The sequence below is a fragment of the Bradyrhizobium sp. genome, from assembly GCF_030646015.1.
Taxonomy (GTDB): Bacteria; Pseudomonadota; Alphaproteobacteria; order Rhizobiales; family Xanthobacteraceae; genus Bradyrhizobium.
On record NZ_JAUSLT010000036.1, the window covers coordinates 1 to 22,165 of the forward strand.

A 22,165-nucleotide genomic window follows, 5' to 3' on the forward strand; every position below is an offset into this window, starting at 1 on the left:
GATCGAAAGCAGCGCCGCACCGAGCTGCAGCGGGGTCTGCACCAGACCGACCGCGATCATCGACAGCCCAATGCCGGCAAAGAAGATCACCATCATGTGGCGGCGGCTCCAGCGGTCGCCGAGCCAGCCGGTCAGCAGCGATCCCGCGCCGAACGCGACGAAGCCCGGCGTCGCGTAAGGCAGCAGTTCCGAATAGGCCATGCCCAGCGCCGGCCCCATCACGATGATGGCGGCGGCGAAGATCAGCATCGAATAATGGTCGATGAAGTGGGCGGCGTTGACGTAACCGATCACCCTGGCCGGGCTGTTCATTGGCGAATCCTGACTTTTCCTGACATAGGTTATACGGTGTTGCGCTGACGGGATGTCGCCAATGAATATCGCCGAAAAGCCAATTGCCGCGATCAAGGGCCGCCGGATCTCAACCGGCGACGGCCTGCATCTGATCGCCAACCACTACCGGCGCGGCGTCCGCCTCGACACTCATATGCACCGCGAGGCCCAGCTGGTGTACGCCGCCCGCGGCACCATGCAGGTCACCACCCCGAAGGGACGCTGGCTGGTGCCGCCGGACCGCGCGGTGTGGGTGCCGGCGCGATCCGAACACGCCATCGACGTGCTCGCCGACATCGAAATGCGCACGCTGTATTTCGATCTCGCCTGGCTGGAGCGGGAAGACCGCAGTGCCAGCCTCGATGCCGAATTCGTGGTGCGGGTCTCGCCGCTGCTGCACCAGGCCATCCTCGCGCTGTTCGACGGCCGCAACGACCCCGACCGCACCGCGCTCCTGATAAAGCTCGTGATGCTCGAACTGCACCAGGCCGAGGACTCCGCGACCTTCATTCCCTTGCCGCGCGAACCGCGCTGCCGCCGCGCCGCCGACATCGTGCTCGGCGACCCCACCGGCAGCCACGAGATCGAGGCGCTGGCGCGCGAAGTCGGCACCTCGGCGCGAACCCTGTCACGCCTGTTCGCATCTGAAACGCAACTCAGCTTCAAGAGCTGGTGCCAGCGCGCCCGCATCGCCGCGGCGATCGAAAAACTGTCGGTCGACGCCAACCTCTCGGTCAAGCAACTCGCCGCCGATCTCGGATATTCGAGCGTGCCGGCGTTTTCATACGCGTTCCGGCAGGTAACGGGCAAGACGCCGACGGAGTTTGCGGAGAAGGAGTGAGGCGTTGGCCGCAAAACCCATTCAGAAATCGTAGCCCGGATGGAGCCATCGGTTCGGCGCAAGGCGCCGCTCGATGGCGCAATCCGGGGCGGCCTCACCTCCGTTCCCGGATTGCGCCATCGGACGCGCATTCGCGCGTCCTCTCGGCTCCATCCGGGCTACGCTACCTGGTGAAGGCAACGCTCAAGCTCGGGGTCCTTTGATCAAGATCTTGGAACTGAGTTCGACGACATCACGTTTTGGCCTCCCAGCGGTGGTGTCGGTCTCACTCCGCACCCACTAGCGTTACTGTGCATGGGGTTGTTTTCAACATTTTTGGTTTGGGCCTGCCATTCCCCTTCGGGACCGGACAAACTTTCACTTAACACGTCGGGCAAATCACCTTTAGAGATTCGCCCCGCCTCATCCGAAGAAAAAGGGCGGTTCGCGATCGTCACGACCGCACGGCGGGATGGGTGGACGCGATGGCGGACGGAAGTGTGTCTGATGGTTGGAATGTGGCAGGGACGACGTTGAGATGACGTGGCACACCGCTGACCGCCGCCTCCGTAGCGCGCCATGACGTCTTTTTACTCACCCACATCAGCTTGATTGTGATCCGTTCCGCCTTAATTCTCGTGTAGGATTTCCATCCAATCAGGATTCGACCCGCCCGCCATGAGCAGCAACGCCTTCTTCTCCGACCTACTCGCCTCGATTTCCGAGCGCGGCCGCACCTTGCTTCGCCGCGGCGGGGCGCCGGATGCGAAACAGGATGCTTCCGAGCTGATCGAATTGTGCGAGGCGCTGCTGTCGGGCCGTGGCGAAGCTTCCGGCGTCGCGATCGCGCGCGAGGTGCTGGACCGCTATCGCCAGCTCGACGACGCCGGCCGGCTGGCGTTCTTCGAGACGCTGGCGCGCGGCTATGGTCCGGACCGCGAACGGCTGTCGCAGGCGATCGAGGCCTGGCGCGCGCAGCCGTCCGACGAGGACGCCAGCGACCTGCACTTTGCGTCGGAGCCGCGTCGGCAGGAACTGATCCGCCGGCTCAACCGCGCGCCCGGCGGCACCAGCGAGCTGGTGGCGCTGCGCGCCGACCTGCTCGGCCTCATGAACGGAGGCGGCCACAAGGATCTGGCCGCGCTCGACCGCGACGCAGTGCATCTTTTGTCTTCATGGTTCAACAGGGGATTTCTCGTGCTGCGCAGGATCGATTGGCAGACGCCAGCGAACATTCTGGAACAGATCATCCGCTACGAGGCGGTGCACGAGATCCGCGACTGGGACGATCTGCGCCGCCGCATCGATCCGGTCGACCGGCGCTGCTACGCGTTCTTTCATCCAGCCCTGGTCGACGAGCCCTTGATTTTCGTCGAAGTGGCGCTGACCGAAACCATCCCCGCCGCGATCGCGCCGCTGCTCGCCGAAGACCGGGCGCTGGTGCCGATCGAGCGCGCCCGCACCGCGGTGTTCTATTCGATCTCCAACACCCAGAAAGGCCTCGGCGGCATTTCGTTCGGCAGTTTCCTGATCAAGCAGGTGGTCGAGGAATTGCGCCGCGAATTGCCGAAGCTGGAGAATTTTGTCACGCTGTCGCCGGTGCCTGGTTTTGTCGCGTGGCTGAAGCAAGCGAGCGATGTCCCGGTGACCGACGAGGAGCGGGCGCTGCTGGAAAACCTCGAAAAACCCGGCTGGTTCGAGGATGCGGAGCTGGCATCAAAACTGCGCGCGGTGCTGGAGCCGCTGGCCGCGCATTACTTCCTGAAGGCCCGCACCGCAAAGGGCCGGATGATCGATTCGGTGGCGCGATTCCATCTCGGCAACGGCGCGCGGCTGGAGCGGATCGACTGGCTCGGCGATGTCTCGCCCAAGGGCCTGCGCGAATCCGCGGGCATCATGGTCAACTATCTCTACCGGCTCGAGGACATCGAGAAGAACCACGAGGCCTATGCCAACCAGGGCGAGGTGATCGCTTCAAGTGCGGTGAAGAAGCTGCTGAAGGGCGAAGGGCGGCGGCTGCTGGATATGCGGTTGTCGTAAAGAGGCCGGGTTATTCGATATGCCCGCCACGACGGCGGTGAGCCCCCTCTCCCCCTGTGGGAGAGGGTTGGGGTGAGGGGTTACGGTCTATCGGTGAGCGTAACCCCTCACCCGGCGCTTCGCGCCGACCTCTCCCAAAGGGAGAGGTGAAAGGAGCGCCTCGCGCGCTACCCCGCCAGCGCCCTCATCTCCGCAAACAGATCGCTCTTGCCCTCGAACCCGATGCCCGGCAGATCCGGCATGGTGATGTGGCCGTTCTCGACGCGCACGCCGTCCGGAAAACCGCCATAGGGCTGGAACAGATCGGGATAGCTCTCATTGCCGCCCAGCCCGAGTCCGGCCGCGATGTTCAGCGACATCTGGTGGCCGCCATGGGGAATGCAGCGGCTTGCCGACCAGCCCTGGGTCTTGAGCACGTCGAGCGTGCGCTGGTATTCGCACAGCCCATAGGATAGCGCGCAATCGAATTGCAGCCAGTCGCGATCAGGCCGCATGCCGCCGTAGCGAACGAGGTTGCGCGCGTCCTGATGACTGAACAGGTTCTCGCCTGTCGCCATCGGCCCCGGATAGAACTCCGCCAATGCGGCCTGCAGCTGGTAATCGAGCGGATCGCCGGCCTCCTCGTACCAGAACAGCGGATAGTCGCGCAGCATCCTGGCGTAGGCGATCGCGGTCTCCAGATCGAACCGGCCGTTGGCGTCGACCGCGAGCCTGGCCTCGCTGCCGATCTCTTCGAGCACGGCCTCGATGCGGATGCGGTCCTCTGATATCGGCGCGCCGCCGATCTTCATCTTCACCACGGTGTAGCCGCGGTCGAGATAGCTGCGCATCTCGCCGCGCAGCATCGACAGGCCCTTGCCGGGATAATAATAGCCGCCGGCGGCATAGACGAACACGCGCGGATTGGCGGTGCGCCGGTGGCGCTCCGCCAAGAGCCGGAACAGCGGCTTGCCAGCGATCTTCGCCACCGCGTCCCACACCGCCATGTCGATGGTGCCGACCGCGACCGAGCGCTCGCCGTGGCCGCCGGGCTTTTCGTTCGACATCAGCGTCGCCCAGACCCGGTCCGGATCGAGATTGCCGCCAGCCTCGTCGAGCAGCGTCTTCGGGTCCGCCTCCATCAGGCGCGGCGCAAAACGCTCGCGGATCAGCCCGCCCTGCCCGTAGCGGCCGTTGGAATTGAAGCCGTAGCCGACCACCGGCCGGCCGTCGCGTACCACGTCGGTGACGACGGCCACGAGGCTGGTCGTCATTTTGGTGAAGTCGATATAGGCGTTGCGGATCGGCGACGAAATCGGCTTCGTCACCTCCCTGATATCGACGATGCGGACCGACATAGCTTACGATTCCGTCTTGTCCCTGAAATACGGCTCGACCGGGCCGTGCACCTTGATGGTTAGCGGATTGCCGTAGCGGTCCTTGGCATTGCCGGCGGTGACGCGCACCCAGCCCTCGCTGATGCAATATTCCTCGACATTGGTCTTCTCGGCGCCCTTGAAGCGGATGCCGACGTCGCGCTGCAGCAGCTCCTCATTGTAGTAGGGGCTCTTCGGGTTGGTGGACAGGCGGTCCGGAAACGCGTCGCTCATGGTCTCGTTCTTCTCGTTCATAGCAGTGCCTCGATTTCCTTCTTCAGACCTTCCGGCTTCGCCGTCGGCGCATGCCGCGCCACCACCTTGCCGGAACGGTCGATCAGGAACTTGGTGAAATTCCATTTGATCGACGGCCCGAGCAGGCCGGATTTCGCATGCTTCAGATACGCAAACAACGGGTGCTCGTTGCTGCCATTGACATCGACCTTGGCGAACATCGGAAAGGTGACGGCATATTGGCTCGAACAAAACTGCTCGATCTGTTGCGCGTCGCCCGGTTCCTGGCCACCGAACTGGTTGCACGGAAATCCGAGCACCGAAAAGCCGCGCGGGCTGAGCGTCTGATGCAGCACCTCGAGCCCCTTGTATTGCGGCGTGAATCCGCACTTGCTCGCGGTGTTGACGATCAGCAGCACCTGACCCTCGAACCGCTTCAGCGGAACGTCCTCGCCGGCCAGCGACGTCGCCGTGAAATCAAGAACGCCGGTCATCTTGCTCTTTCGTTGCGGCCAGACAAATTCAGCCGGCGGGATCGATCGCCGCCGAGGGAGTTCCGCCGGCTTCGATCGCCTCACCCGCGGCGAGGCAGAGATCCTCGCGGTAGCGGCCGGCGACGACCTGAACGCCGACGGGAACGCGCCCCACCAGACCGGTGGATACCGTTAGCCCGGGCAGCCCCATGAAGGGAATGGCGATCTGCGTCAGCTGCGCGTGCCACACCCGCGCGAACGAGGCATCGTCCTTGACGTCGAGCTGATCGGGAAACGGCAATTCGCCGGATACCGGCATCACCAGCACGGCGTATTTCTCCAGGAATTGCAGCCATTGGCGCGTCAGGGTCGCGCGCCGCGTCAAGACTTTCGAGAGCGTGTCGACATCAAACGGAAACACCTTGGACCGGTTGCCGCGCAGGCAGGCCAGCGCGCCGGGATCGCCTTCGCGTTCGGCGGTAGCCAGCTGCGCCTCGTAGCCATCGCCGAGCCACAGCTTGGTCTGCAGTTCGGCGGCCTCGCGCAGCGGCGGCGTCTCGACCTCCTCGACCACCCATCCCGCGCGTTCCAGCCGCTTGCCGGCATCCGCGACGGCGGCCCTTACTTCCGCTACCGGATCGAGCCCGTCGGGATTGAGGCACAGCGCGGCGCGCTTTTGCATCGCCGGCCCCTGCAGCGGCGCCGGCACCCACCAGGGATCGCGGGCGTCGTAGCCCGACATCGCCGCCAGCGCGATCCTGAGATCGCCGATGGTGCGCGCCAGCGGACCCGACACCGCCGAGATCTGCGGCCCGATCGGGCGCTCCGGCAGCTCGGCATTGAAGGCGGCGATGCGCCCGATTGTCGGACGCAGGCCATGCACGCCGCAGGCATAGGCGGGATAGCGGATCGATCCCGCGATATCGGTGCCATGCGCGATGTGGCCGATGCCCGCCGCCACTGCGGCCCCTGCCCCGCCCGACGAACCGCCCGGCGTGATGCCGGGGTCGCGCGGATTTTTGGTGTCGCCGTGAACCAGATTGGTGGTGAACCAGCGATAGGAAAACGCCGGGCAGTTGGTGCGCCCGAGAATGACGGCGCCGGCCTTGCGCAGATTGTCGACCACCGGGCTGTTGGTCCTGGCAATCACCTCGCGCTGCAGCTTGAGGCCGTTGGTGGTGGCAAACCCTTGCTGGTCGATATTGACCTTGACGGTGACGGGCACGCCCGCCAGCGGACCCGGATCATCGCCCCGCGCGATCGCGGCATCGATGGCGGCGGCCTGCGCCAGCACATCCGCCGGCCGATGGTCGACCACGGCGTTGATTTTGGGATTGACCGCGTCGAGCCGGGCCAGCGCCGCCGTTGCTGCCTCCGTCGCCGAGATTTTCTTCGATCGCACCAGGGCAGCGATATCGGTAGCCGACAGACGCCAGAGATCTTGCATGAATAGCTCCGTTTGATCGCCCGCTTGTAGCGCTGAGCGGAGGGCAAGGCCACCCGGAAAAAGCGCCTGTCTGGCCCAGATCTAGCGCACGCGGGCGATGAAATGAGCGAGATCAGGCGATCTGCTCCGGCGTGACCTGCGCTACGCCGAAATGCTCGCCGACTTTGGTCACGCGGTTGAGTTCGTCCTCGGAAATGTCTTCCGACATCCAGTCGCGGCCGTTAACGCCCTGAGCCAGGCGGCGTTGCGTCAGTGCCTGGTGGCCGCTTCGCCTGTCATGTCGAGGATCGCCTCGGTGAACGGAAACTCCAGCACGATCTCGCCTGCGTCATCCGTCACCTCGAGGGTCGCATTCAACAGGCCGCCTTCCGCGCCTTCGAGCTTGAGCAACTCCCGGATCATGGCGCGCGCAATTTCCCATGCCTGATCCGGATCCCTCAGCTGTTCGCCTTCGGGATCCGAAATCAGCTCGTCCCCGATCCGTGTGTTGAAGAAGTACCGGGGCATGGCAAACCACTTTCCATTGCGGGGCTCCAGCCAAAGCCCCGCGACATCTCACAAGTTCTTTATCCGAAAGGCGACGGCCCGCCACCTCGGCGCGAAGTCACCATCTAGGTGACTTGGGCGCAACTTTGAACCCGTTGATCCCTCGTTGTTTTAGGTCGCGCTCGCACAATTAAGTGAGTTCCTTGTGCATCGCAGCAAGAAAACGAAGATTTACGACCGAAGATTTAAGTGGCGAACTTTTCATTCCGCAGTAGTTTATCCTGGGAGGACGGAAGTCGTCCGTTCGAAAAGGAGAGCCAAATGGCCTGGAAAACCCCGAAGATCGTCGAAGTGCCGGTCGGCATGGAAATCAACATGTACGCGTGCGCCGCCCGCAAGTAAGCGGCTGCGACAGCTTCACATGATTTGAGGTGGACCTCCGGGCGTGACACGATCCCGATCGTGGGATTGTGCCCGTACCGGCGTCCACCTTCGAAGCTTGAAGACCTCACATTCTTCTAGACCTCAAGGCTTTGGAATCTCCGGGAGGCGAATCATGCTTCGCGTCGTCGTCCTGGGCGCCGCGGCAGGTGGTGGCGTTCCGCAGTGGAATTGCGGATGTCCGGTTTGCCGGGCCGCAAGAAGCGAGCATCCCGAGCTCCAGAGCACCCAGGCCTCGATCGCGATCAGCGCCGACGGCGAACACTGGTTCCTGATCAATGCCTCTCCCGATCTGCGCCAGCAACTGATTGCGACACCGCAGCTTCATCCCAGGGCCGGAAAACTGCGTCACAGCCCGATATCGGGCGTGATCCTGACCAATGGCGAGATCGATGCCGTGGCGGGCCTGCTGTCGATGCGCGAGGGCTCGCCATTCACGATCTACGCCCACAGCCGGGTGCTTTCGATCCTGGGAGATAACAGCGTCTTCAACGTGCTCAACGCGAAGAACGTGAGGCGCCAGCCGATCGAACTGGACACAATTTTCGAGCCGACGCTGCCCGACGGCGCGCCGTCCGGGATCGAAATCCTGCCGTTTGCCGCTCCCGGCAAGGGCGCCTGGTATCTGGAGGGCAAGGCCCATCCAGCGGGTAATGACAGCGCAGGCGACACGCTCGGGCTACGAATCGGCGACAAGGCAACGGGCAAGTATTTCTATTTCCTCGCCGCCTGCGCCGATGTGACCGACGACCTCAAATCCAGGCTTGCCGGCGCGCCCCTGATCTTCTTCGATGGCACGGTGTGGCGCGACGACGAGTTGATCGTGGCCGGCCTCGGCACCAAGACCGGGCAAGGCATGGGACATATCGCCATGTCGGGCGAGCGCGGCGCGATCGAAGCCTTGTCGGGCCTCAATATCGGCCGCAAAGTGTTTCTGCACATCAACAATTCCAACCCGGCGCTGCTGCACGATTCCGCCGAACGCCAACAAGCCGAGCGCGCGGGCTGGCAAATCCCCGCCGATGGAACGGAGATTACGCTGTGAACGCAATAACCCTGAACGGGATGACAGCCTTCTCGCTCGCCGGCAGCGCGCCGCTCAACAGTGCCGACGAACTGGAAGCAGCCTTTCGCCACATCGGCGCGACCCGCTACCACAATCTGCATCCGTTTCACCGGCTACTGCACGGCGGCAAACTCAACAAGGGCCAGGTGCAGGCCTGGGCGCTGAACCGCTACTATTACCAGAGCACCATTCCGATCAAGGACGCGGTGGTGATCTCGCGCTTCCGCGACCGCGCCATCCGCATGGAATGGCGGCACCGGATCGAGGACCATGACGGAGACGTCGGCACCGAGGGCGGCATCGAGCGCTGGCTGAAGCTGACCGAGGGACTCGGGCTCGACAACGCCTACGTGGAATCCACCGAGGGCATCTTGCCGGCGACGCGCTTCGCGGTGGAGGCCTATGTGCATTTCGTTCGCGACAAGAGCCCGCTGGAGGCCATCGCCTCGTCGCTGACGGAACTGTTCGCGCCGAACCTGCACGAAGAGCGCATTTCGGGCATGCTGGCGCATTACGATTTCGTCAATCCCGACACCATGAGCTATTTCAGCCGGCGCCTGACCCAGGCGCCGCGCGACGCCGGCTTTGCGCTGGAGTACGTCAGGGAACACGCCACGACGCCGGCCGAGCGCGCGGTAGTCTGCAATGCGCTGATCTTCAAGACCAATGTGCTATGGGTTCAGCTAGATGCGCTGTATCATGCCTATGTCGATGGCCACATACCGCCGGGGGCATTTGTTCCCAAAGCCGGCTAGAGACGAGACATGGCAACCCCGCGTAACCGCAACATCAGCGTCAGCGAGACCAGCAGGCCGGTTCTGCCGCGGCATGCCAGACTGAAGTTCGATGAAACGCGAAAGGTCTGGGTCATTCTGGCGCCGGAGCGGGTGCTGGCGCCGGACGAAATCGCGGTGGAAGTGCTGCAGCTGTGTGACGGCGTTCGCAGCGTCGCCGACATGGTCGACCACCTCGCCGCCAAGTATTCCGCCGAACGCGAGGCGATAGCCACCGACGTCATCGCCATGCTGCAGGACCTGGCCGACAAGGGATTTTTGACGGAAGCACGCGAGAAGACCGCATGAGTCCGACGCTGACAGATGCCGGCGTAGCGGCCAGCGACCCCCACGACGGGCTCGCGGTGCTGGAGGCGCGCGGCTCGACCGCGGAGACGTTTGGCATTCCGCTCGCGGTGCTCGCCGAGCTGACGCATCGCTGTCCGCTGCAGTGTCCCTATTGCTCCAATCCGGTCGAACTCGACCGCGGCGGCAGCGAACTCACGACCGATGAATGGAAGAAGGTCCTCACCGAGCTTGCGCAAATCGGCGTGCTGCAGATCCATTTTTCCGGCGGCGAACCAACCGCGCGCAAGGATCTGGTCGAACTGGTGCAACACGCCAGCGATGTCGGGCTGTACTCCAATCTCATCACGTCGGCGGTGTTGCTGACCCGCGAAAAATTGTCTGCGCTGGCCGATGCCGGGCTGTGCCACGTGCAGATCAGCTTTCAGGGCAACGAGCCCATGGTGGCCGACCGCGTCGCCGGCCTGAAGAACGCGCATCAGAAGAAGATCGAGGTGGCGCGGTGGACCCGCGAACTGGATCTGCCGCTGACCGTCAACGCAGTAATGCACCGGCAAAACCTGCATCAACTCGCCGACATCATCCAGATGGCGGTCGATCTCGACGCCGACCGGCTCGAGGTCGCCAACGTGCAATATTACGGCTGGGCGCTGAAGAACCGCGCGGCGCTGATGCCGACGCTGGAGCAGATCGAGGAGACCAGCCGCATCGTCGAGGAAGCCGAGGCGAGGCTGAAAGGCATCCTCGCCATCGATTATGTGGTGCCGGATTATTATGCGCTGCGGCCGAAGAAGTGCATGGGCGGCTGGGGCCGGCAGTTCTTCAACATCTCGCCCGCGGGAAAAGTCCTGCCCTGCCACGCCGCCGAGTCGATCACCGGGCTTGAATTCGAAAGCGTGCGATCCAATCATTCGATCGCCTGGATCTGGCAGAACTCCGAGGCCTTCAACCGCTATCGCGGCACCGGCTGGATGAAGGAGCCGTGCAAGAGCTGCGAGTTCCGGGAGATCGATTTCGGCGGCTGCCGCTGCCAGGCTTTTGCCCTCACCGGCGATGCCGGCAATACCGACCCGGCCTGCACGCTGTCGCCGATGCATGAGCAGATTTTCAAGCAGGCCGAGTTGGAGTCCGCGACCGGCGGCGACCGTTTCATCTACCGCAATTTCGCCGGGGGAACGCCCGAGACCGGCGGCGACCATGGCGCCTGACGCCGAAGCGGGCAAAGCCGGCAGCCATCGCTCCGATCCCTTCGCCTCGCTGACGTCGGAGTTGCTGTCCGTCGGCGACGGCCACGAGATCCATGTCGAAAGCGTCGGCCGCGCAGATGGTATTCCCGCGGTCTATCTGCATGGCGGCCCCGGCAGCGGCTGCCAGGCCGACCATCGGCGGCTGTTCGATCCCGAGCGCTTCCACGCAGTGCTGTTCGACCAGCGCGGCGCCGGGCGAAGCCGCCCAAAAGGCCGCCGCGAGAACAACACGCTGCCGCATCTGATCGCCGACATGGAGCTGATCCGCGAGAAATTCGGGTTTCAGCGCTGGATGATCGTGGGCGGATCCTGGGGCGCGACGCTGGCGCTGGCCTATGCGCAGACGCATCCCGACCGGGTCACCGGCATCGTGTTGCGCGCGACCTTTCTCGGCAGCCGCCGGGAGCTGGAAGGCGCCTTCCTCGATGCGCTGCCGCGCCTGCATCCCGGTCTCTCCGAAGATTTTTTAGGCGCGCTGCCGCCCGAGGATCGCGAAAAACCGCTGGATGCCTACTTCCGCCGTATCCTTGACTCCGATCCGGCGGTGCACGGCCCCGCCGCCCGCGCCTGGGGCGACACCGAACGCATTCTTTCGGAACACACCTCGTCGAGGGTCCGGCTCGATCTCAATGCGCTGAACTCGACCCGTGCACTGCCCTCGACACCGTTCATGGAAGCGCATTATTTTCGGAACGACTGCTTCATGCGACCCGGTCAGCTTCTCAGCGAGGCTAGCCGGCTCGAAGGCATTCCCGGCATCATCGTGCAAGGCCGCTATGATTTGCTGTGTCCGCCTGCGACTTCGCATGCGCTGGCCGCCGCATGGCGCGGGTCTGAAATCCGCATCGTCGAAGGCGCCGGCCACTCGTTGTACGATCCCGGCGTGCGGGACGCCGTGATGAAGGCGATCGCGGATCTGGCTTCCATCATCAAGCGATAAGGACAAGCTGAAATGCCGCTCGCCGGAAAGGGAATGCTGCTGACGTCGATGGACATCGACCCATCCGACGAGGCCGAGTTCAACCGCTGGTACGACCGCGAGCATCTCGAGGAGCGCGTCGCGATTCCCGGCTTCCTCGAGGCCAGGCGCTATGTCGCCCATGACGGCCAGCCGAAATATCTCAGCCTCTATTCCACCGAAACCTTCGAGGTGCTCGACAGCCCGGCCTATCGCACGGCGCTGGCCAACCAGACCGCCTGGTCGAAGGCGAACATCGCGCGCTTCAGGAACATGATCCGCGCGGTCGCGCACATTACGATCAGCCGCGGCCAGGGCCGGGGCGCCGCACTCGGCATCGTGCGCCTGCGTCCCGTGGACAAGGATAGGTTGCGTACCGCACTGCGGGATCAACTCGAACCCGGGAAGCTGGACGGAATTATCTCGATGCACCTGCTCGAAAGCGATGCTTCGTTGTCCAAACCGATCACCGACGATCCCTCGGCCGCCAATCCCGGCGCGGGCGACTGGTTCGTGCTGATCGACGGTACGGATGTGACAGCGGTGTCGGCAGCCATCACCGCGCGCCTGGGCGATGCCGCGGTCAAATCCGCCGTGATCTCGACCGGTCTCTATTGTCTGATGTGGGACCTGGCGAAGAGCGACCTCCCGACGATTTGAACGTCGCATGAACCGCTTTGCGCATGTTGCACTGCCGCAATAACGGCAACGTTATGGCGTTCGACTAATGAAGGCGGGTGGTGAGACAAATTTGCCTTTGTGCACGCTCTGGAATGCCTCTAATAAGGTAAGCCTATGATGCAATTCAATAACCGCAAGAGCGCCGACTGAGCGTTCGCAGGCAAAGATAAGGCCGCGCCGTCCTTGAAGCCGCGCGGACAAGGTAGGAATGAAACCGACTGATATTTCGGCGCCGGACTACTTCCATAAAGTGGTCGATTGCCAATGGGCCTGTCCTGCGCATACGCCCGTTCCAGAATACATCCGTTTGATTGCTGAAGGCCGCTACAGCGACGCCTACATGATCAATTGGAGATCCAACGTGTTTCCGGGGATTCTCGGACGCACCTGCGATCGCCCGTGCGAGCCGGCCTGCCGCCGCGGCCGCGTCGAGGATACGCCGGTCGCGATCTGCCGGTTGAAGCGCGTCGCCGCCGATTTCAAGGACGACGTCAAGCACCGCATGCCGAAGCTATCCGCGAAAAACGGCAAGCGTATCGCGATCGTCGGCGGCGGCCCCGCCTCGCTGACGGTGGCCCGAGACCTTGCGCCGCTCGGCTATCACTGCACCGTGTTCGATTCCGATCCCAAGGCCGGCGGCATGATGCGGACGCAGATTCCGAAATTCCGGCTGCCGGATTCGGTGATCGACGAGGAAACCGACTACATCCTCAATCTCGGCATCGACTTCAAAGGCGGCCACCGCATCGACAGCCTGAAGCAGTTGCTCACCGAAAACTTCGACGCGGTCTTCGTCGGCTCCGGCGCGCCGCGTGGCCGCGAGCTGGAAATTCCCGGCCGCAAGGAAGCCGCCGCCAATATTCACATCGGCATCGAATGGCTCGCCTCGGTCTCGTTCGAGCATGTGAGCAAGATCGGCAAGCGCGTCATCGTGCTCGGCGGCGGCAACACCGCGATGGATTGCTGCCGCACCGCGCGGCGGCTCGGCGGCGAAGACGTCAAGGTGGTCGTGCGTTCCGGCTTCGAGGAAATGAAGGCCAGCCCCTGGGAGAAGGAAGACGCCCTCCATGAGGACATTCCGATCCTCAATTTCATGGTGCCGGTCGCCTTCGTCCATGACAACGGCAAGCTCACCGGTGTCACCTTCCAGAAGGTGAAGGCGGAATACGACGCCAACGGCCGCCGCAACCTGGTGCCGGCGGGCGAAGCGGACGAGACGATCAACTGCGACGACGTATTGGTGGCGGTCGGCCAGGAGAATGCCTTCCCCTGGATCGAGCGCGACTGCGGCGTCGAATTCGACAAGTGGAACATGCCCAAGGTCGACGCCAGGACTTTCGTATCGACCAATCCGAAGGTGTTCTTCGGCGGCGACGCTGCTTTCGGCCCGAAGAACATCATCTGGGCGGTGGCGCACGGCCACGACGCCGCGCTGTCGATCCACAAGATGCTGTCCGGCGAGGATATCACCGAACGGCCGCTGCCCGAGGTGACCATCTCCTCGCAGAAGATGGGCATCCACGAGTGGAGCTACGACAACGACATCTCCGTCGACAAGCGCTACAAGGTGCCGCATCGCGACAAGGTGATCGCGCTGAAGGACATCCGCGCCGAAGTCGAACTCGGCTATGACGTCAAGCTCGCGCTCGGCGAAGCCCACCGCTGCCTGAACTGCGACGTTCAGACCGTGTTCGCGGCCCCCTTGTGCATCGAATGCGACGCCTGCGTCGATATCTGTCCGATGGACTGCATCACCTTCACCCAGAACGGCGAGGAAGAAGATCTGCGGACCCGGCTGAAGGCGCCCTCACCGCATCCGGATCAGGACCTTTATGTCGCCGACGGCCTCAAGACCGGACGCGTCATGGTCAAGGACGAAGACGTCTGCTTGCACTGCGGCCTGTGCGCCGAACGCTGTCCCACCGGCGCCTGGGACATGCAGAAATACCTCATCGATATGACTCACGCAGGAACATCATGTCCGTCCAAAGCCCGATCAGCAGCGTAAACGACTTCGTCGTCCGCTTCGCCAACGTCAACGGCTCGGGGTCGGCGAGCGCCAACGAAATGTTCGCGCGCTCGATCCTGCGCCACGGCGTACCGGTCAGCCCGCGCAACGTCTTCCCGTCCAACATCCAGGGCCTGCCGACCTGGTACGAGGTGCGGGTGACCGAGGATGGCCATCTCGGCGCCCGCGGCGGCGTCGACATGATGGTGGCGATGAACCCGCAGACCTGGGACAAGGACATCGCCGCGATCGAGCCCGGCGGTTACCTGTTCTACGATTCGACCAAGCCGATGCCTGCGTCGAAATTCCGGGCCGACATTACCGTGATCGGCGTACCGCTGACCGCCATCACCAACTCGACCTATACCGATCCGCGCCAGCGCCAGCTGTTCAAGAACATCATCTATCTCGGCGCGATGTGCGCCCTGCTCGACATGGACCCGAAGCTGGTCGAGCAGCTGATCGGCGAGCAGTACAAGGGCAAGGAGAAGCTCTTGTCCTCGAACATCCACGCGCTGCATCTCGGCCGCGACTGGGCGCTGCAGAACCTGAAATGCCCGATCGGCCTGCGCGTCAAGAAGGCCGACAAGGTCGGCGACCGCATCTTCATCGAAGGCAACAGCGCGGCTGCCCTCGGCGCGGTCTATGGCGGCGCCACCGTGTGCGCCTGGTATCCGATCACGCCGTCGTCGTCGGTGGCCGACGCTTTCACCAGTCACTGCAAGAAGCTGCGCCACGACCCCGTCACCGGCAAGGCGAAATACGCCATCGTGCAGGGCGAGGACGAACTGGCCTCGATCGGCATCGTGATCGGCGCATCCTGGAATGGCGCCCGCGCCTTCACCGCCACTTCAGGACCCGGCATATCGCTGATGACGGAATTCATCGGCCTGTCCTATTTCGCCGAGATTCCGGCTGTGATCATGAATGTGCAGCGCGCCGGTCCCTCGACCGGCATGCCGACGCGAACCCAGCAATGCGACATCATCGCCTGCGCCTATGCCTCGCATGGCGACACCAAGCATGTGCTGCTGTTTCCGGAAGACCCGGCCGAAGCCTTCGAATTCGCGGCGCACGCCTTCGATCTCGCCGAGCGGCTGCAGACCACGATCTTCCTCATGCTCGATCTCGACATCGGCATGAACCACCGCCTGTCGCGTCCACTGAAGTGGGACGACGCCAGGCAATACGACCGCGGCAAGGTGATGACGGCGGAGATGCTGGATGAACCCGGCCGCGACTTCGGGCGCTATCTCGACGTCGACGGCGACGGCATCCCGTACCGCACCTATCCGGGCACCCACCCGACCAAGGGCTCGTTCTTCACCCGCGGCACCTCGCGTAACCGCTACGCGATCTACTCCGAGGAAGGTCCTGTTTATGCCGACAACATGCAGCGGCTGGTGCGCAAGTTCGAAACCGCCCAGGACATGGTGCCGCGGCCGCTGCAGGCCAACGCCGCCAAGCCGACAAAATACGGCGTGATCTATTTCGGCTCCACCGCGCCGGCGATGGACGAGGCGATCGGGATCCTGGAATCGCGCGGGCATCAGCTCGACCGCTTGAGGATCCGCGCCTTCCCGTTCCATTCCAGTGTCGCCAGCTTCATCGCCGACCACGACTTCGTCTATGTGGTCGAGCAGAACCGCGATGCGCAGCTTCGCTCATTGATCGTCAACGAGAACGGCATCGATCCGGTCCGGCTGATCCCGATCCTGCATTATGACGGCACGCCGATTACCGCGCGCTTCATCGCCGGCGCGATCGGCGACCACCAGGACCAACTCAAGGTGACCCCGCTCCGCAAGGTGAAGTCATGACGGCAAAGCAACAAGTTTCGAGGCTGTCACCTCTCCCCGCGCGCGGGGAGAGGTCGGATTGCGCAGCAATCCGGGTGAGGGGGACTCTCGGCACATTCGACTCGCTGAGACCCCCCTCACCCCGACCCTCTCCCCGCAAGCGGGGAGAGGGAGCAGAAAGGTGAAGTCATGACCTATATCGCCAAGCCGAAATTCCATCATCCCGGCCTGCCCAAGAACGATCTCGGCTTCACCCACCGGGATTACGAGGGCAAGATCTCGACGCTGTGCGCCGGCTGCGGCCATGATTCGATCACGGCATCGATCATCGAGGCCTGCTTCGAACTGTCGATCGAACCGCACCGGGTCGCCAAGATTTCCGGAATCGGCTGCTCCTCGAAAACCCCGGACTATTTCCTCGGCAATTCGCACGGCTTCAATTCGGTGCATGGCCGGATGCCCTCGGTGCTGACCGGCGCCAACCTCGCCAACCGCGAGCTGATCTATCTCGGCGTTTCCGGCGACGGCGACTCGGCCTCGATCGGCTTCGGCCAGTTCGCGCATTCGATCCGGCGCGGCGTCAACATGACCTATATCGTCGAGAACAACGGCGTCTACGGCCTGACCAAGGGCCAGTTCTCGGCTACCGCCGACCGCGGCTCCAAGTCGAAAAAGGGCCTGATCAACAACGACAGTCCCATCGACCTGGTGGCGATCGCGCTGCAGCTCGGCGCGAGCTTCGTGGCGCGCAGCTTCTCCGGCGACAAGACCCAGCTGGTGCCGCTGATCGCGGCCGCGATCCAGCACAAGGGCGCGGCGTTCATCGACGTCATCAGCCCCTGCGTCGCTTTCAACAACCATGCCGGCTCGACCAAGAGTTTCGATTATGTGCGCGAGCACAATGATGCGGTGAACCGGCTCGACGTCATCTCGGGACGTGACCCGATCACGGTGGATTATGCCCCGGGCACCGTGCAACTGGTCGAGCAGCACGACGGCACCAGGATCGCGCTGCGCAAGATCGATGCCGACTATGATCCGCATGATCGCGTCGGCGCGATGTCGTTCCTGCAGAAGCACGCCGCCAGGGGGCAGATCGTTACCGGCCTGTTGTTTGTCGACCCGGAATCGGACGACCTGCACAGCCATCTTGACACGGTGGAAGTGCCGCTCAATACGCTGGACGCGGGGGATCTTTGCCCCGGCACCGCCGCGCTCGAAAAGATCAACGCGAGCCTGCGCTAGAGCGTTTTCAAGCGAAGTGGAAACCGGTTCGCGTCAAGAAAACGCGCTAAATCAAGAAGCCGGCGTTCCGTTTCGATGCAATCGAAACGGAACGCTAGGGCCGCAATAATTGCGCCCACTCCGTCTCCAGCCGTTCGATCGCTGCGGGAAGCGGCAAAGCCGACAGCATACCATCGCTCTCGTCCAGTAGCCCGAGGCGCTTTAGCCGCGTCAGGGCCTCATCGATCGCGAACTCGGCCGAGACGCCGAAACGATGCGACAAAAGTTCGTCGATGCTCGTACCGAGCGCCGCGCGCGTGAGCGGTTCCGCCGCCGTGCTCAGGCAGTAATGAGCGAGCAGCGCTTCCTTGCATTCCTGCTCCTCCGCCTCGTCGATCAGATAACTGAAAATGCCGGAATTGTTGTTGATGTTGCGATAGTAGATATTGTCGGTCAGCTGCTTCTGATGGATCAGCGACTGACGGTGGAAGTTTCCCCACTGCCGCAGCAGGAAGGCGCCCAGCGCGAACAGGCCGCTGAGCGCGGCCAGCGCCTGTTCGAGATCATTGTCGCCGAGCGTTCCATTGACGCCAAGATAGAAGCCGGCGACCAGGAACAGGATCACCAGGGTCGAGGCCAGCTTGATCAGGATCGGGATGCCGCCAAACACGGCTGGTACGCCCAGCATGAGCTGATCGGACAGGCTCATCACCACCCGCACATTGGGAAACAGCGCCTCGAGATCGGCGCGCGCGACGTGCCGGAAATACTTGAACAACACCGCGCCACCGCGAATTTTCTGACTGCTCCGTTTCCCGCTCCAGCGCAGCTTGCGGGCGTCCGCCGGCGGGCCGCCGCCCGGCCGGGTCGCAACCATCATCACCACGTCGTCGAACACCTCGATCTCGCGCGAGCGCCGGCGCAGGCCCCGCCAGACCGGAATTTCGATGGTCTCCATGTGGCTGCCGCGGCGGAACATGCGGACGTCGCGATACTCCTCGACCGGAGCCTTGAGCTTGACTCGAACCAAAGCGTGCTCGGCAAAGGCCTTGATGATTTCGTCATGCGTGATCTCGATGAAATTGGCCTCGGTGAGCACACGAACCACCTCCTCGCTCAGCCGGCGATAGGCCGCCTCGTCATCCTGCTGAGGCCCGCAGGACCGCGCATCAACCTCGGGGTCGAAAGGAAAATAGGCCTCGCGCAGCAGGTCGAGCTGTTCGAAATACTGGTAATGAAAGACGGCGCCGAGTTGACGCGCAAATTGCCGGAACCCGGTCTCGCCGGCGTCGCCGAGATGGCCCGCGGCGACGAGGCCGTCGATCAAATCCGACTTCCGAAGCGGAATGAAACGATCCCGCAGCGCCAGCGCGGCAGATTCGCCTGAAATGCCGTTCACAAAACCATCGCGCGCGCTGGAATAGCCATCGCTGGAATTATCCCGCAAACCTGGGGGAAAACAATAGCCGTATTCGGGATCGGCCACGCCTCCAAATGATCTCTACCGATCCGAAATTTTGCCCCAATCTCCATAGGATATGGCCCCACGGGCGTAGCGTATGCAGGGGTTGCAAATGGCTTCCAAGCGAACCGAAATGGCGATCGAGAAGATTATCGCGGCATGCGACGGCAACATGCGCGGAGCGCTTGAAGCCTTGTTGCTGGTCAACGAGCATCTAGAAACTGAGCTTCATCAGCTCTATGCGCTCGCGTGCCGCGCGGGCCCACCACGCTACCGAACGGTGCACTAACGGCCGGCCCACGGGAATCCGGCGCCAGGGCGCCGGCTTTCCGACACGGGCAAATCGCCGTCAGATGCCGCGGCCCCAATAGCCGCACCCGCGGTGGACGTTCCATTCGATATTGGCCTCATAGCCGGTCAGCGTGCCGTATTGCGGCAGGCGCACCTCTTTTCCGGCTGGATCGAAGCATTTGCCGGCGTCCGATGCCTTTTTGACCTCGGCTGAAAGGTCGGTCATGAAGGCGAGTTGCTTCTCCATGTCCTCCCTTGTGCCGAGCCGGCCGCCGGAGCCGGGATGGCCGGGGATCTGGCGGTCCTACTTCAGCGCCAGCGTGCGCTTCAATGAGGCTTCCCATTCGATCGGATAGGAATCGTTGACCGCGAGCCGCGACGGCACCGCGTCCAGCGAATTGAAGACGGCTAGGATGATCTTCTCCTTGCCGGCATTCCCCCAATTCCAGCCGATCCGTTGAACGTCCCCCGCGGCTGCCGCGACCAAGGATTGGCCCCGCAGGCCCGGAACGCAACGCCGCGCGCTGCGTCAAAATGGCGTGCCGGGCGTCAAATGGATGTACGTAAAATGGCCGCGAGCTTCATGAAACATTGCTGGAACGTGATGCTGGCTGCCGCCGCGGTGCTGGCGATCTCCGCTGCCGGAATCACCCTCGGCCATGCCGAGGAGGACGGCATCGACAAGGCCAAGGCCGCCGCATTCGACGTCAGGATGTTCACCAAGCCGCCCGGCAAGAAGGCCTATGCTTGCTTCGTGCGCCGCTATGACCCCGACCACCTCGCGCGGCATCCCCTGCAGAAGGTCAACGCGATGAAGCTGCTGGTCACCGCCGAAATCCTGCCGGAAGAGAAGAACACCAATTATTCGTTCCGGCTCGGCCTGAAGTATCGCCACCGCACGGGCGATTTCGACTCCAGCGGCACCTGCAATCATTTCGTGCCCGAAGACAGGATCCATGAAATACACCTCGGCTGCGGCGTCGATTGCGATGGCGGCGGGATCGGCGTGGCGATGTCGAAGGACGACAAATCTGTGGTGGTCCGGGTCGAGCGGGTGCGGATCTGGCAGAACAGCAAGCCTGACGAGGAGCTCAGCGACGCATTGGTCGCCGGCGCCGACGACAAGGTGTTCCGGCTCGACCGCGCCGACATCCGCGAATGCGCCGCGCTGGTGACCGACCGCAAGGAACTGGCGGAGATCAGGCGCAAACGATAGGCTCGCTGCAAATCCCCGTTCGGCAACCCGAGGAAAGTGCCATGCATCGACGCAGCATCTTGTGGGGCGCGGTTTCGGCCCTTGGCACCGCCTTCGCCGCATCGCGCGCCAGCGCCGCCACTGACGCAGCACCCGCCGCCAAATTGAAAGTGGTCTATCACCTCAACGACCTCGACAAGGTCTCGTTCGTGCTCGGCAATATCCAGAATCATTTCGACGGCGTCGGCGGTCCCGACCACGTCACCATCGCGCTGGTGATTCATGGCCAGGCGCTGCGGTCGTTTCACTTGAGTGCCGCGAACCCGGATATCACCCGGCGCGTCGCTCAATTTTCCAAGGCCGGGGTCGAACTCGCCGCCTGCGGCAACACCATGAAATCGCAGAAGATCGAGCTGAAGGATCTGCTGCCGGGCTTTGTCGGTGTCGAGCAGGGCGGCGTGGTCCGGATCGCGGAACTGCAGTCGCAGGGCTATCTCTATCTGCGGCCGTAAAGGTCCGTAACGCCCAGCTGCTGGAAGTTGATATAGCGCAAGCCCGGTTCTCTTGCCGTGTGCCAACCTGCATCTAGGCAATCTCGTCGGAATTTTTTGCCTGCCCGCCAGCGAAGATCCGGACGCCCTGCACCAGGTGAAATGACCGACAACCCGCTCACCCCCTTGCACGCGACTTCCACACAGCGGCTGTCTGCGCGTGCATTCCGCCTTGGCCGTCGACTCAAGCTGACGAGCCTCGAAGCCGCAGACCTCAATCAAGCAGAAGCCGTCACGACGTCGCCATTGATATTGCGCCTGCGCGGTGGAGGGTCTGCCGCGCTGTTGCCCTACGGTACCGTCGTCCTCATTGGCGTTTCGCAGGGCGAGGAAGAGGCTTTCCTGCAAAAGCTGCGCGATTGCGTCGAAGGCCGGTTGGACGCGCCGGTCACCGTCACATCGGAGATCGAGATCGGAGCCAGCGACAAGATCTCGGGGGACATTATTACCGTTCGGGACCTGTCCCCGCCGCGACTGGTTGCCGTTGCCGACGCGCTTGCCAAGAATGTCGCGCTCGCCTTTGAGGAAGAAGAAGTCAGAAAACTCATCGAGGTGCTCGAACCTTTCGCCAGCGACCTCGCCAGTACCGGCCGGCTGCCGTGGCAGCGGAAACGGATGCTGCGCACTGTCGGACATGCGCTGCTGACCCATCATCGCCTTCTTGAACGGGTCGAAGTGGAAGAAAGACCCGAGCTGTTGCCGGATGATGGTGGAGTCGGACAATTGCATGAGCGTCTGGCCGAAGCCTACCATTTCAAGAAACGAGCCAAGGCGTTGTCGCGCAGACTCGATGCGATCGAAGTGATGACGGCCGCACTCACCGAACTGATCGACGCGCAGCGCGGGATTCGGCTGGAAACGATGATCGTGCTCCTGATCGTGTTCGAAATTTCGGTCTACCTGTATGAGCTTTTCTTGAGCCCAGGCTGACTTCTCCGTCGAACCGCGGCGGCCGCCGGTCAGGCTGCCGTCGCC

At 63.2% G+C, this 22,165-nt stretch carries 24 protein-coding genes and 1 pseudogene; 16 read left to right on the forward strand and 9 right to left on the reverse strand.

The window, feature by feature from the left end:
- Window positions 1-312: pseudogene (locus Q7T45_RS04725) on the reverse strand (MFS transporter); the annotation flags it as partial.
- A gap of 61 nt (window positions 313-373) precedes the next feature.
- Here Q7T45_RS04725 and Q7T45_RS04730 point away from each other — a divergent pair.
- On the forward strand, window positions 374-1,174 hold the full coding sequence (locus tag Q7T45_RS04730; protein ID WP_304868221.1) for a helix-turn-helix transcriptional regulator: 801 nt from the start codon (window positions 374-376) through the stop codon (window positions 1,172-1,174).
- A gap of 657 nt (window positions 1,175-1,831) precedes the next feature.
- Entirely contained in the window at window positions 1,832-3,193 is a 1,362-nt protein-coding gene (locus Q7T45_RS04735; RefSeq protein ID WP_304868224.1) for a malonyl-CoA decarboxylase, read from the forward strand.
- 167 nt (window positions 3,194-3,360) lie between these two features.
- Here Q7T45_RS04735 and Q7T45_RS04740 read toward each other — a convergent pair whose 3' ends face one another.
- The 5 genes from Q7T45_RS04740 to Q7T45_RS04760 form a co-directional block, all read right to left on the reverse strand.
- On the reverse strand, window positions 3,361-4,530 hold the full coding sequence (locus Q7T45_RS04740) for a mandelate racemase/muconate lactonizing enzyme family protein (RefSeq protein ID WP_304868225.1): 1,170 nt from the start codon (window positions 4,528-4,530) through the stop codon (window positions 3,361-3,363).
- Between the two features lie 3 nt (window positions 4,531-4,533).
- Window positions 4,534-4,803 carry a DUF3297 family protein gene (locus Q7T45_RS04745; protein ID WP_304737332.1) on the reverse strand — a complete coding sequence of 90 codons (270 nt, stop codon included), beginning with the start codon at window positions 4,801-4,803 and terminating at the stop codon, window positions 4,534-4,536.
- Complete coding sequence (locus tag Q7T45_RS04750; protein ID WP_304868226.1) at window positions 4,800-5,276, reverse strand: glutathione peroxidase; 477 nt, start codon at window positions 5,274-5,276, stop codon at window positions 4,800-4,802. Before Q7T45_RS04750 ends, Q7T45_RS04745 begins: the two co-directional genes overlap by 4 nt.
- Before the next feature lie 28 nt (window positions 5,277-5,304).
- Window positions 5,305-6,702 (reverse strand): amidase family protein, encoded by a 1,398-nt coding sequence (locus Q7T45_RS04755; protein ID WP_304868228.1) that lies wholly within the window; start codon window positions 6,700-6,702, stop codon window positions 5,305-5,307.
- A 249-nt stretch (window positions 6,703-6,951) separates the two neighbouring features.
- Window positions 6,952-7,209, reverse strand: a complete 258-nt coding sequence (locus tag Q7T45_RS04760; RefSeq protein WP_304737337.1) for a hypothetical protein — start codon at window positions 7,207-7,209, stop codon at window positions 6,952-6,954.
- A 300-nt stretch (window positions 7,210-7,509) separates the two neighbouring features.
- Here Q7T45_RS04760 and pqqA point away from each other — a divergent pair, with 300 nt between their 5' ends.
- From pqqA to Q7T45_RS04810, 10 genes are all read left to right on the forward strand, one after another.
- Window positions 7,510-7,590, forward strand: coding sequence for a pyrroloquinoline quinone precursor peptide PqqA (gene pqqA, locus Q7T45_RS04765; protein ID WP_009031067.1), 81 nt, complete (start codon window positions 7,510-7,512; stop codon window positions 7,588-7,590).
- A gap of 154 nt (window positions 7,591-7,744) precedes the next feature.
- Window positions 7,745-8,674, forward strand: a complete 930-nt coding sequence (gene pqqB, locus Q7T45_RS04770) for a pyrroloquinoline quinone biosynthesis protein PqqB (RefSeq protein ID WP_304868230.1) — start codon at window positions 7,745-7,747, stop codon at window positions 8,672-8,674.
- 11 nt (window positions 8,675-8,685) lie between these two features.
- Window positions 8,686-9,450 (forward strand): pyrroloquinoline-quinone synthase PqqC, encoded by a 765-nt coding sequence (pqqC, locus tag Q7T45_RS04775; protein WP_304868443.1) that lies wholly within the window; start codon window positions 8,686-8,688, stop codon window positions 9,448-9,450.
- Window positions 9,451-9,459: 9 nt separating this feature from the next.
- On the forward strand, window positions 9,460-9,777 hold the full coding sequence (gene pqqD, locus Q7T45_RS04780) for a pyrroloquinoline quinone biosynthesis peptide chaperone PqqD (RefSeq protein ID WP_304868232.1): 318 nt from the start codon (window positions 9,460-9,462) through the stop codon (window positions 9,775-9,777).
- A complete protein-coding gene (gene pqqE, locus Q7T45_RS04785) occupies window positions 9,774-10,982 on the forward strand; it encodes a pyrroloquinoline quinone biosynthesis protein PqqE (protein WP_304868234.1) in 1,209 nt (402 codons plus the stop codon). The genes pqqD and pqqE overlap by 4 nt, the downstream gene beginning before the upstream one ends.
- Window positions 10,972-11,961 carry a prolyl aminopeptidase gene (gene pip, locus Q7T45_RS04790; protein ID WP_304868236.1) on the forward strand — a complete coding sequence of 330 codons (990 nt, stop codon included), beginning with the start codon at window positions 10,972-10,974 and terminating at the stop codon, window positions 11,959-11,961. Before pqqE ends, pip begins: the two co-directional genes overlap by 11 nt.
- A 12-nt stretch (window positions 11,962-11,973) precedes the next feature.
- Window positions 11,974-12,639 carry a DUF4286 family protein gene (locus Q7T45_RS04795; protein WP_304868239.1) on the forward strand — a complete coding sequence of 222 codons (666 nt, stop codon included), beginning with the start codon at window positions 11,974-11,976 and terminating at the stop codon, window positions 12,637-12,639.
- A 229-nt stretch (window positions 12,640-12,868) separates the two neighbouring features.
- Window positions 12,869-14,668 (forward strand): FAD-dependent oxidoreductase, encoded by a 1,800-nt coding sequence (locus Q7T45_RS04800; RefSeq protein WP_304868241.1) that lies wholly within the window; start codon window positions 12,869-12,871, stop codon window positions 14,666-14,668.
- Window positions 14,638-16,488 (forward strand): 2-oxoacid:acceptor oxidoreductase subunit alpha, encoded by a 1,851-nt coding sequence (locus Q7T45_RS04805; protein ID WP_304868243.1) that lies wholly within the window; start codon window positions 14,638-14,640, stop codon window positions 16,486-16,488. Before Q7T45_RS04800 ends, Q7T45_RS04805 begins: the two co-directional genes overlap by 31 nt.
- 168 nt (window positions 16,489-16,656) lie before the next feature.
- Window positions 16,657-17,712, forward strand: coding sequence for a 2-oxoacid:ferredoxin oxidoreductase subunit beta (locus tag Q7T45_RS04810; protein ID WP_304868245.1), 1,056 nt, complete (start codon window positions 16,657-16,659; stop codon window positions 17,710-17,712).
- A gap of 94 nt (window positions 17,713-17,806) precedes the next feature.
- Here the strand turns inward: Q7T45_RS04810 and Q7T45_RS04815 are convergent, their stop codons facing one another.
- Complete coding sequence (locus tag Q7T45_RS04815; protein ID WP_370691209.1) at window positions 17,807-19,177, reverse strand: TMEM143 family protein; 1,371 nt, start codon at window positions 19,175-19,177, stop codon at window positions 17,807-17,809.
- A gap of 88 nt (window positions 19,178-19,265) precedes the next feature.
- Here Q7T45_RS04815 and Q7T45_RS04820 point away from each other — a divergent pair, with 88 nt between their 5' ends.
- A complete protein-coding gene (locus Q7T45_RS04820) occupies window positions 19,266-19,442 on the forward strand; it encodes a hypothetical protein (RefSeq protein WP_304868247.1) in 177 nt (58 codons plus the stop codon).
- A gap of 60 nt (window positions 19,443-19,502) precedes the next feature.
- Here the strand turns inward: Q7T45_RS04820 and Q7T45_RS04825 are convergent, their stop codons facing one another.
- Together Q7T45_RS04825 and Q7T45_RS04830 are read right to left on the reverse strand one after the other, a co-directional pair.
- Window positions 19,503-19,691, reverse strand: coding sequence for a hypothetical protein (locus Q7T45_RS04825; protein ID WP_304868250.1), 189 nt, complete (start codon window positions 19,689-19,691; stop codon window positions 19,503-19,505).
- A gap of 57 nt (window positions 19,692-19,748) precedes the next feature.
- On the reverse strand, window positions 19,749-19,931 hold the full coding sequence (locus Q7T45_RS04830; RefSeq protein ID WP_304868252.1) for a hypothetical protein: 183 nt from the start codon (window positions 19,929-19,931) through the stop codon (window positions 19,749-19,751).
- Window positions 19,932-20,048: 117 nt separating this feature from the next.
- On the opposite strand from Q7T45_RS04830, the gene Q7T45_RS04835 reads away from it, so the two are divergent.
- The 3 genes from Q7T45_RS04835 (at window position 20,049) to Q7T45_RS04845 (ending at window position 22,120) form a co-directional block, all read left to right on the forward strand.
- A complete protein-coding gene (locus tag Q7T45_RS04835) occupies window positions 20,049-20,660 on the forward strand; it encodes a hypothetical protein (protein ID WP_370691212.1) in 612 nt (203 codons plus the stop codon).
- Window positions 20,661-20,701: 41 nt separating this feature from the next.
- Window positions 20,702-21,151 (forward strand): DsrE family protein, encoded by a 450-nt coding sequence (locus Q7T45_RS04840; RefSeq protein ID WP_304868256.1) that lies wholly within the window; start codon window positions 20,702-20,704, stop codon window positions 21,149-21,151.
- A gap of 141 nt (window positions 21,152-21,292) precedes the next feature.
- Window positions 21,293-22,120: an RMD1 family protein gene (locus tag Q7T45_RS04845; protein WP_304868258.1), complete on the forward strand. Its 828-nt coding sequence runs from the start codon at window positions 21,293-21,295 to the stop codon at window positions 22,118-22,120.
- Window positions 22,121-22,165 lie beyond the last annotated feature (45 nt).

Excerpts from the sequence above, each read along its gene's own strand:
- Q7T45_RS04740 (WP_304868225.1), bottom strand. The coding sequence starts at position 4,530 with ATGTCGGTCCGCATCGTCGATATCAGGGAGGTGACGAAGCCGATTTCG.
- Q7T45_RS04730 (WP_304868221.1), top strand. The coding sequence starts at position 374 with ATGAATATCGCCGAAAAGCCAATTGCCGCGATCAAGGGCCGCCGGATC.
- Q7T45_RS04805 (WP_304868243.1), top strand. The coding sequence starts at position 14,638 with ATGTCCGTCCAAAGCCCGATCAGCAGCGTAAACGACTTCGTCGTCCGC.
- Q7T45_RS04755 (WP_304868228.1), bottom strand. The coding sequence starts at position 6,702 with ATGCAAGATCTCTGGCGTCTGTCGGCTACCGATATCGCTGCCCTGGTG.
- Q7T45_RS04735 (WP_304868224.1), top strand. The coding sequence starts at position 1,832 with ATGAGCAGCAACGCCTTCTTCTCCGACCTACTCGCCTCGATTTCCGAG.
- pqqE (WP_304868234.1), top strand. The coding sequence starts at position 9,774 with ATGAGTCCGACGCTGACAGATGCCGGCGTAGCGGCCAGCGACCCCCAC.
- pqqB (WP_304868230.1), top strand. The coding sequence starts at position 7,745 with ATGCTTCGCGTCGTCGTCCTGGGCGCCGCGGCAGGTGGTGGCGTTCCG.
- Q7T45_RS04750 (WP_304868226.1), bottom strand. The coding sequence starts at position 5,276 with ATGACCGGCGTTCTTGATTTCACGGCGACGTCGCTGGCCGGCGAGGAC.
- Q7T45_RS04760 (WP_304737337.1), bottom strand. The coding sequence starts at position 7,209 with ATGCCCCGGTACTTCTTCAACACACGGATCGGGGACGAGCTGATTTCG.
- Q7T45_RS04845 (WP_304868258.1), top strand. The coding sequence starts at position 21,293 with ATGACCGACAACCCGCTCACCCCCTTGCACGCGACTTCCACACAGCGG.
- Q7T45_RS04745 (WP_304737332.1), bottom strand. The coding sequence starts at position 4,803 with ATGAACGAGAAGAACGAGACCATGAGCGACGCGTTTCCGGACCGCCTG.
- pqqD (WP_304868232.1), top strand. The coding sequence starts at position 9,460 with ATGGCAACCCCGCGTAACCGCAACATCAGCGTCAGCGAGACCAGCAGG.
- Q7T45_RS04820 (WP_304868247.1), top strand. The coding sequence starts at position 19,266 with ATGGCTTCCAAGCGAACCGAAATGGCGATCGAGAAGATTATCGCGGCA.
- Q7T45_RS04795 (WP_304868239.1), top strand. The coding sequence starts at position 11,974 with ATGCCGCTCGCCGGAAAGGGAATGCTGCTGACGTCGATGGACATCGAC.
- Q7T45_RS04800 (WP_304868241.1), top strand. The coding sequence starts at position 12,869 with ATGAAACCGACTGATATTTCGGCGCCGGACTACTTCCATAAAGTGGTC.
- Q7T45_RS04825 (WP_304868250.1), bottom strand. The coding sequence starts at position 19,691 with ATGGAGAAGCAACTCGCCTTCATGACCGACCTTTCAGCCGAGGTCAAA.
- pqqA (WP_009031067.1), top strand. The coding sequence starts at position 7,510 with ATGGCCTGGAAAACCCCGAAGATCGTCGAAGTGCCGGTCGGCATGGAA.
- pip (WP_304868236.1), top strand. The coding sequence starts at position 10,972 with ATGGCGCCTGACGCCGAAGCGGGCAAAGCCGGCAGCCATCGCTCCGAT.
- Q7T45_RS04840 (WP_304868256.1), top strand. The coding sequence starts at position 20,702 with ATGCATCGACGCAGCATCTTGTGGGGCGCGGTTTCGGCCCTTGGCACC.
- Q7T45_RS04810 (WP_304868245.1), top strand. The coding sequence starts at position 16,657 with ATGACCTATATCGCCAAGCCGAAATTCCATCATCCCGGCCTGCCCAAG.
- Q7T45_RS04835 (WP_370691212.1), top strand. The coding sequence starts at position 20,049 with ATGCTGGCTGCCGCCGCGGTGCTGGCGATCTCCGCTGCCGGAATCACC.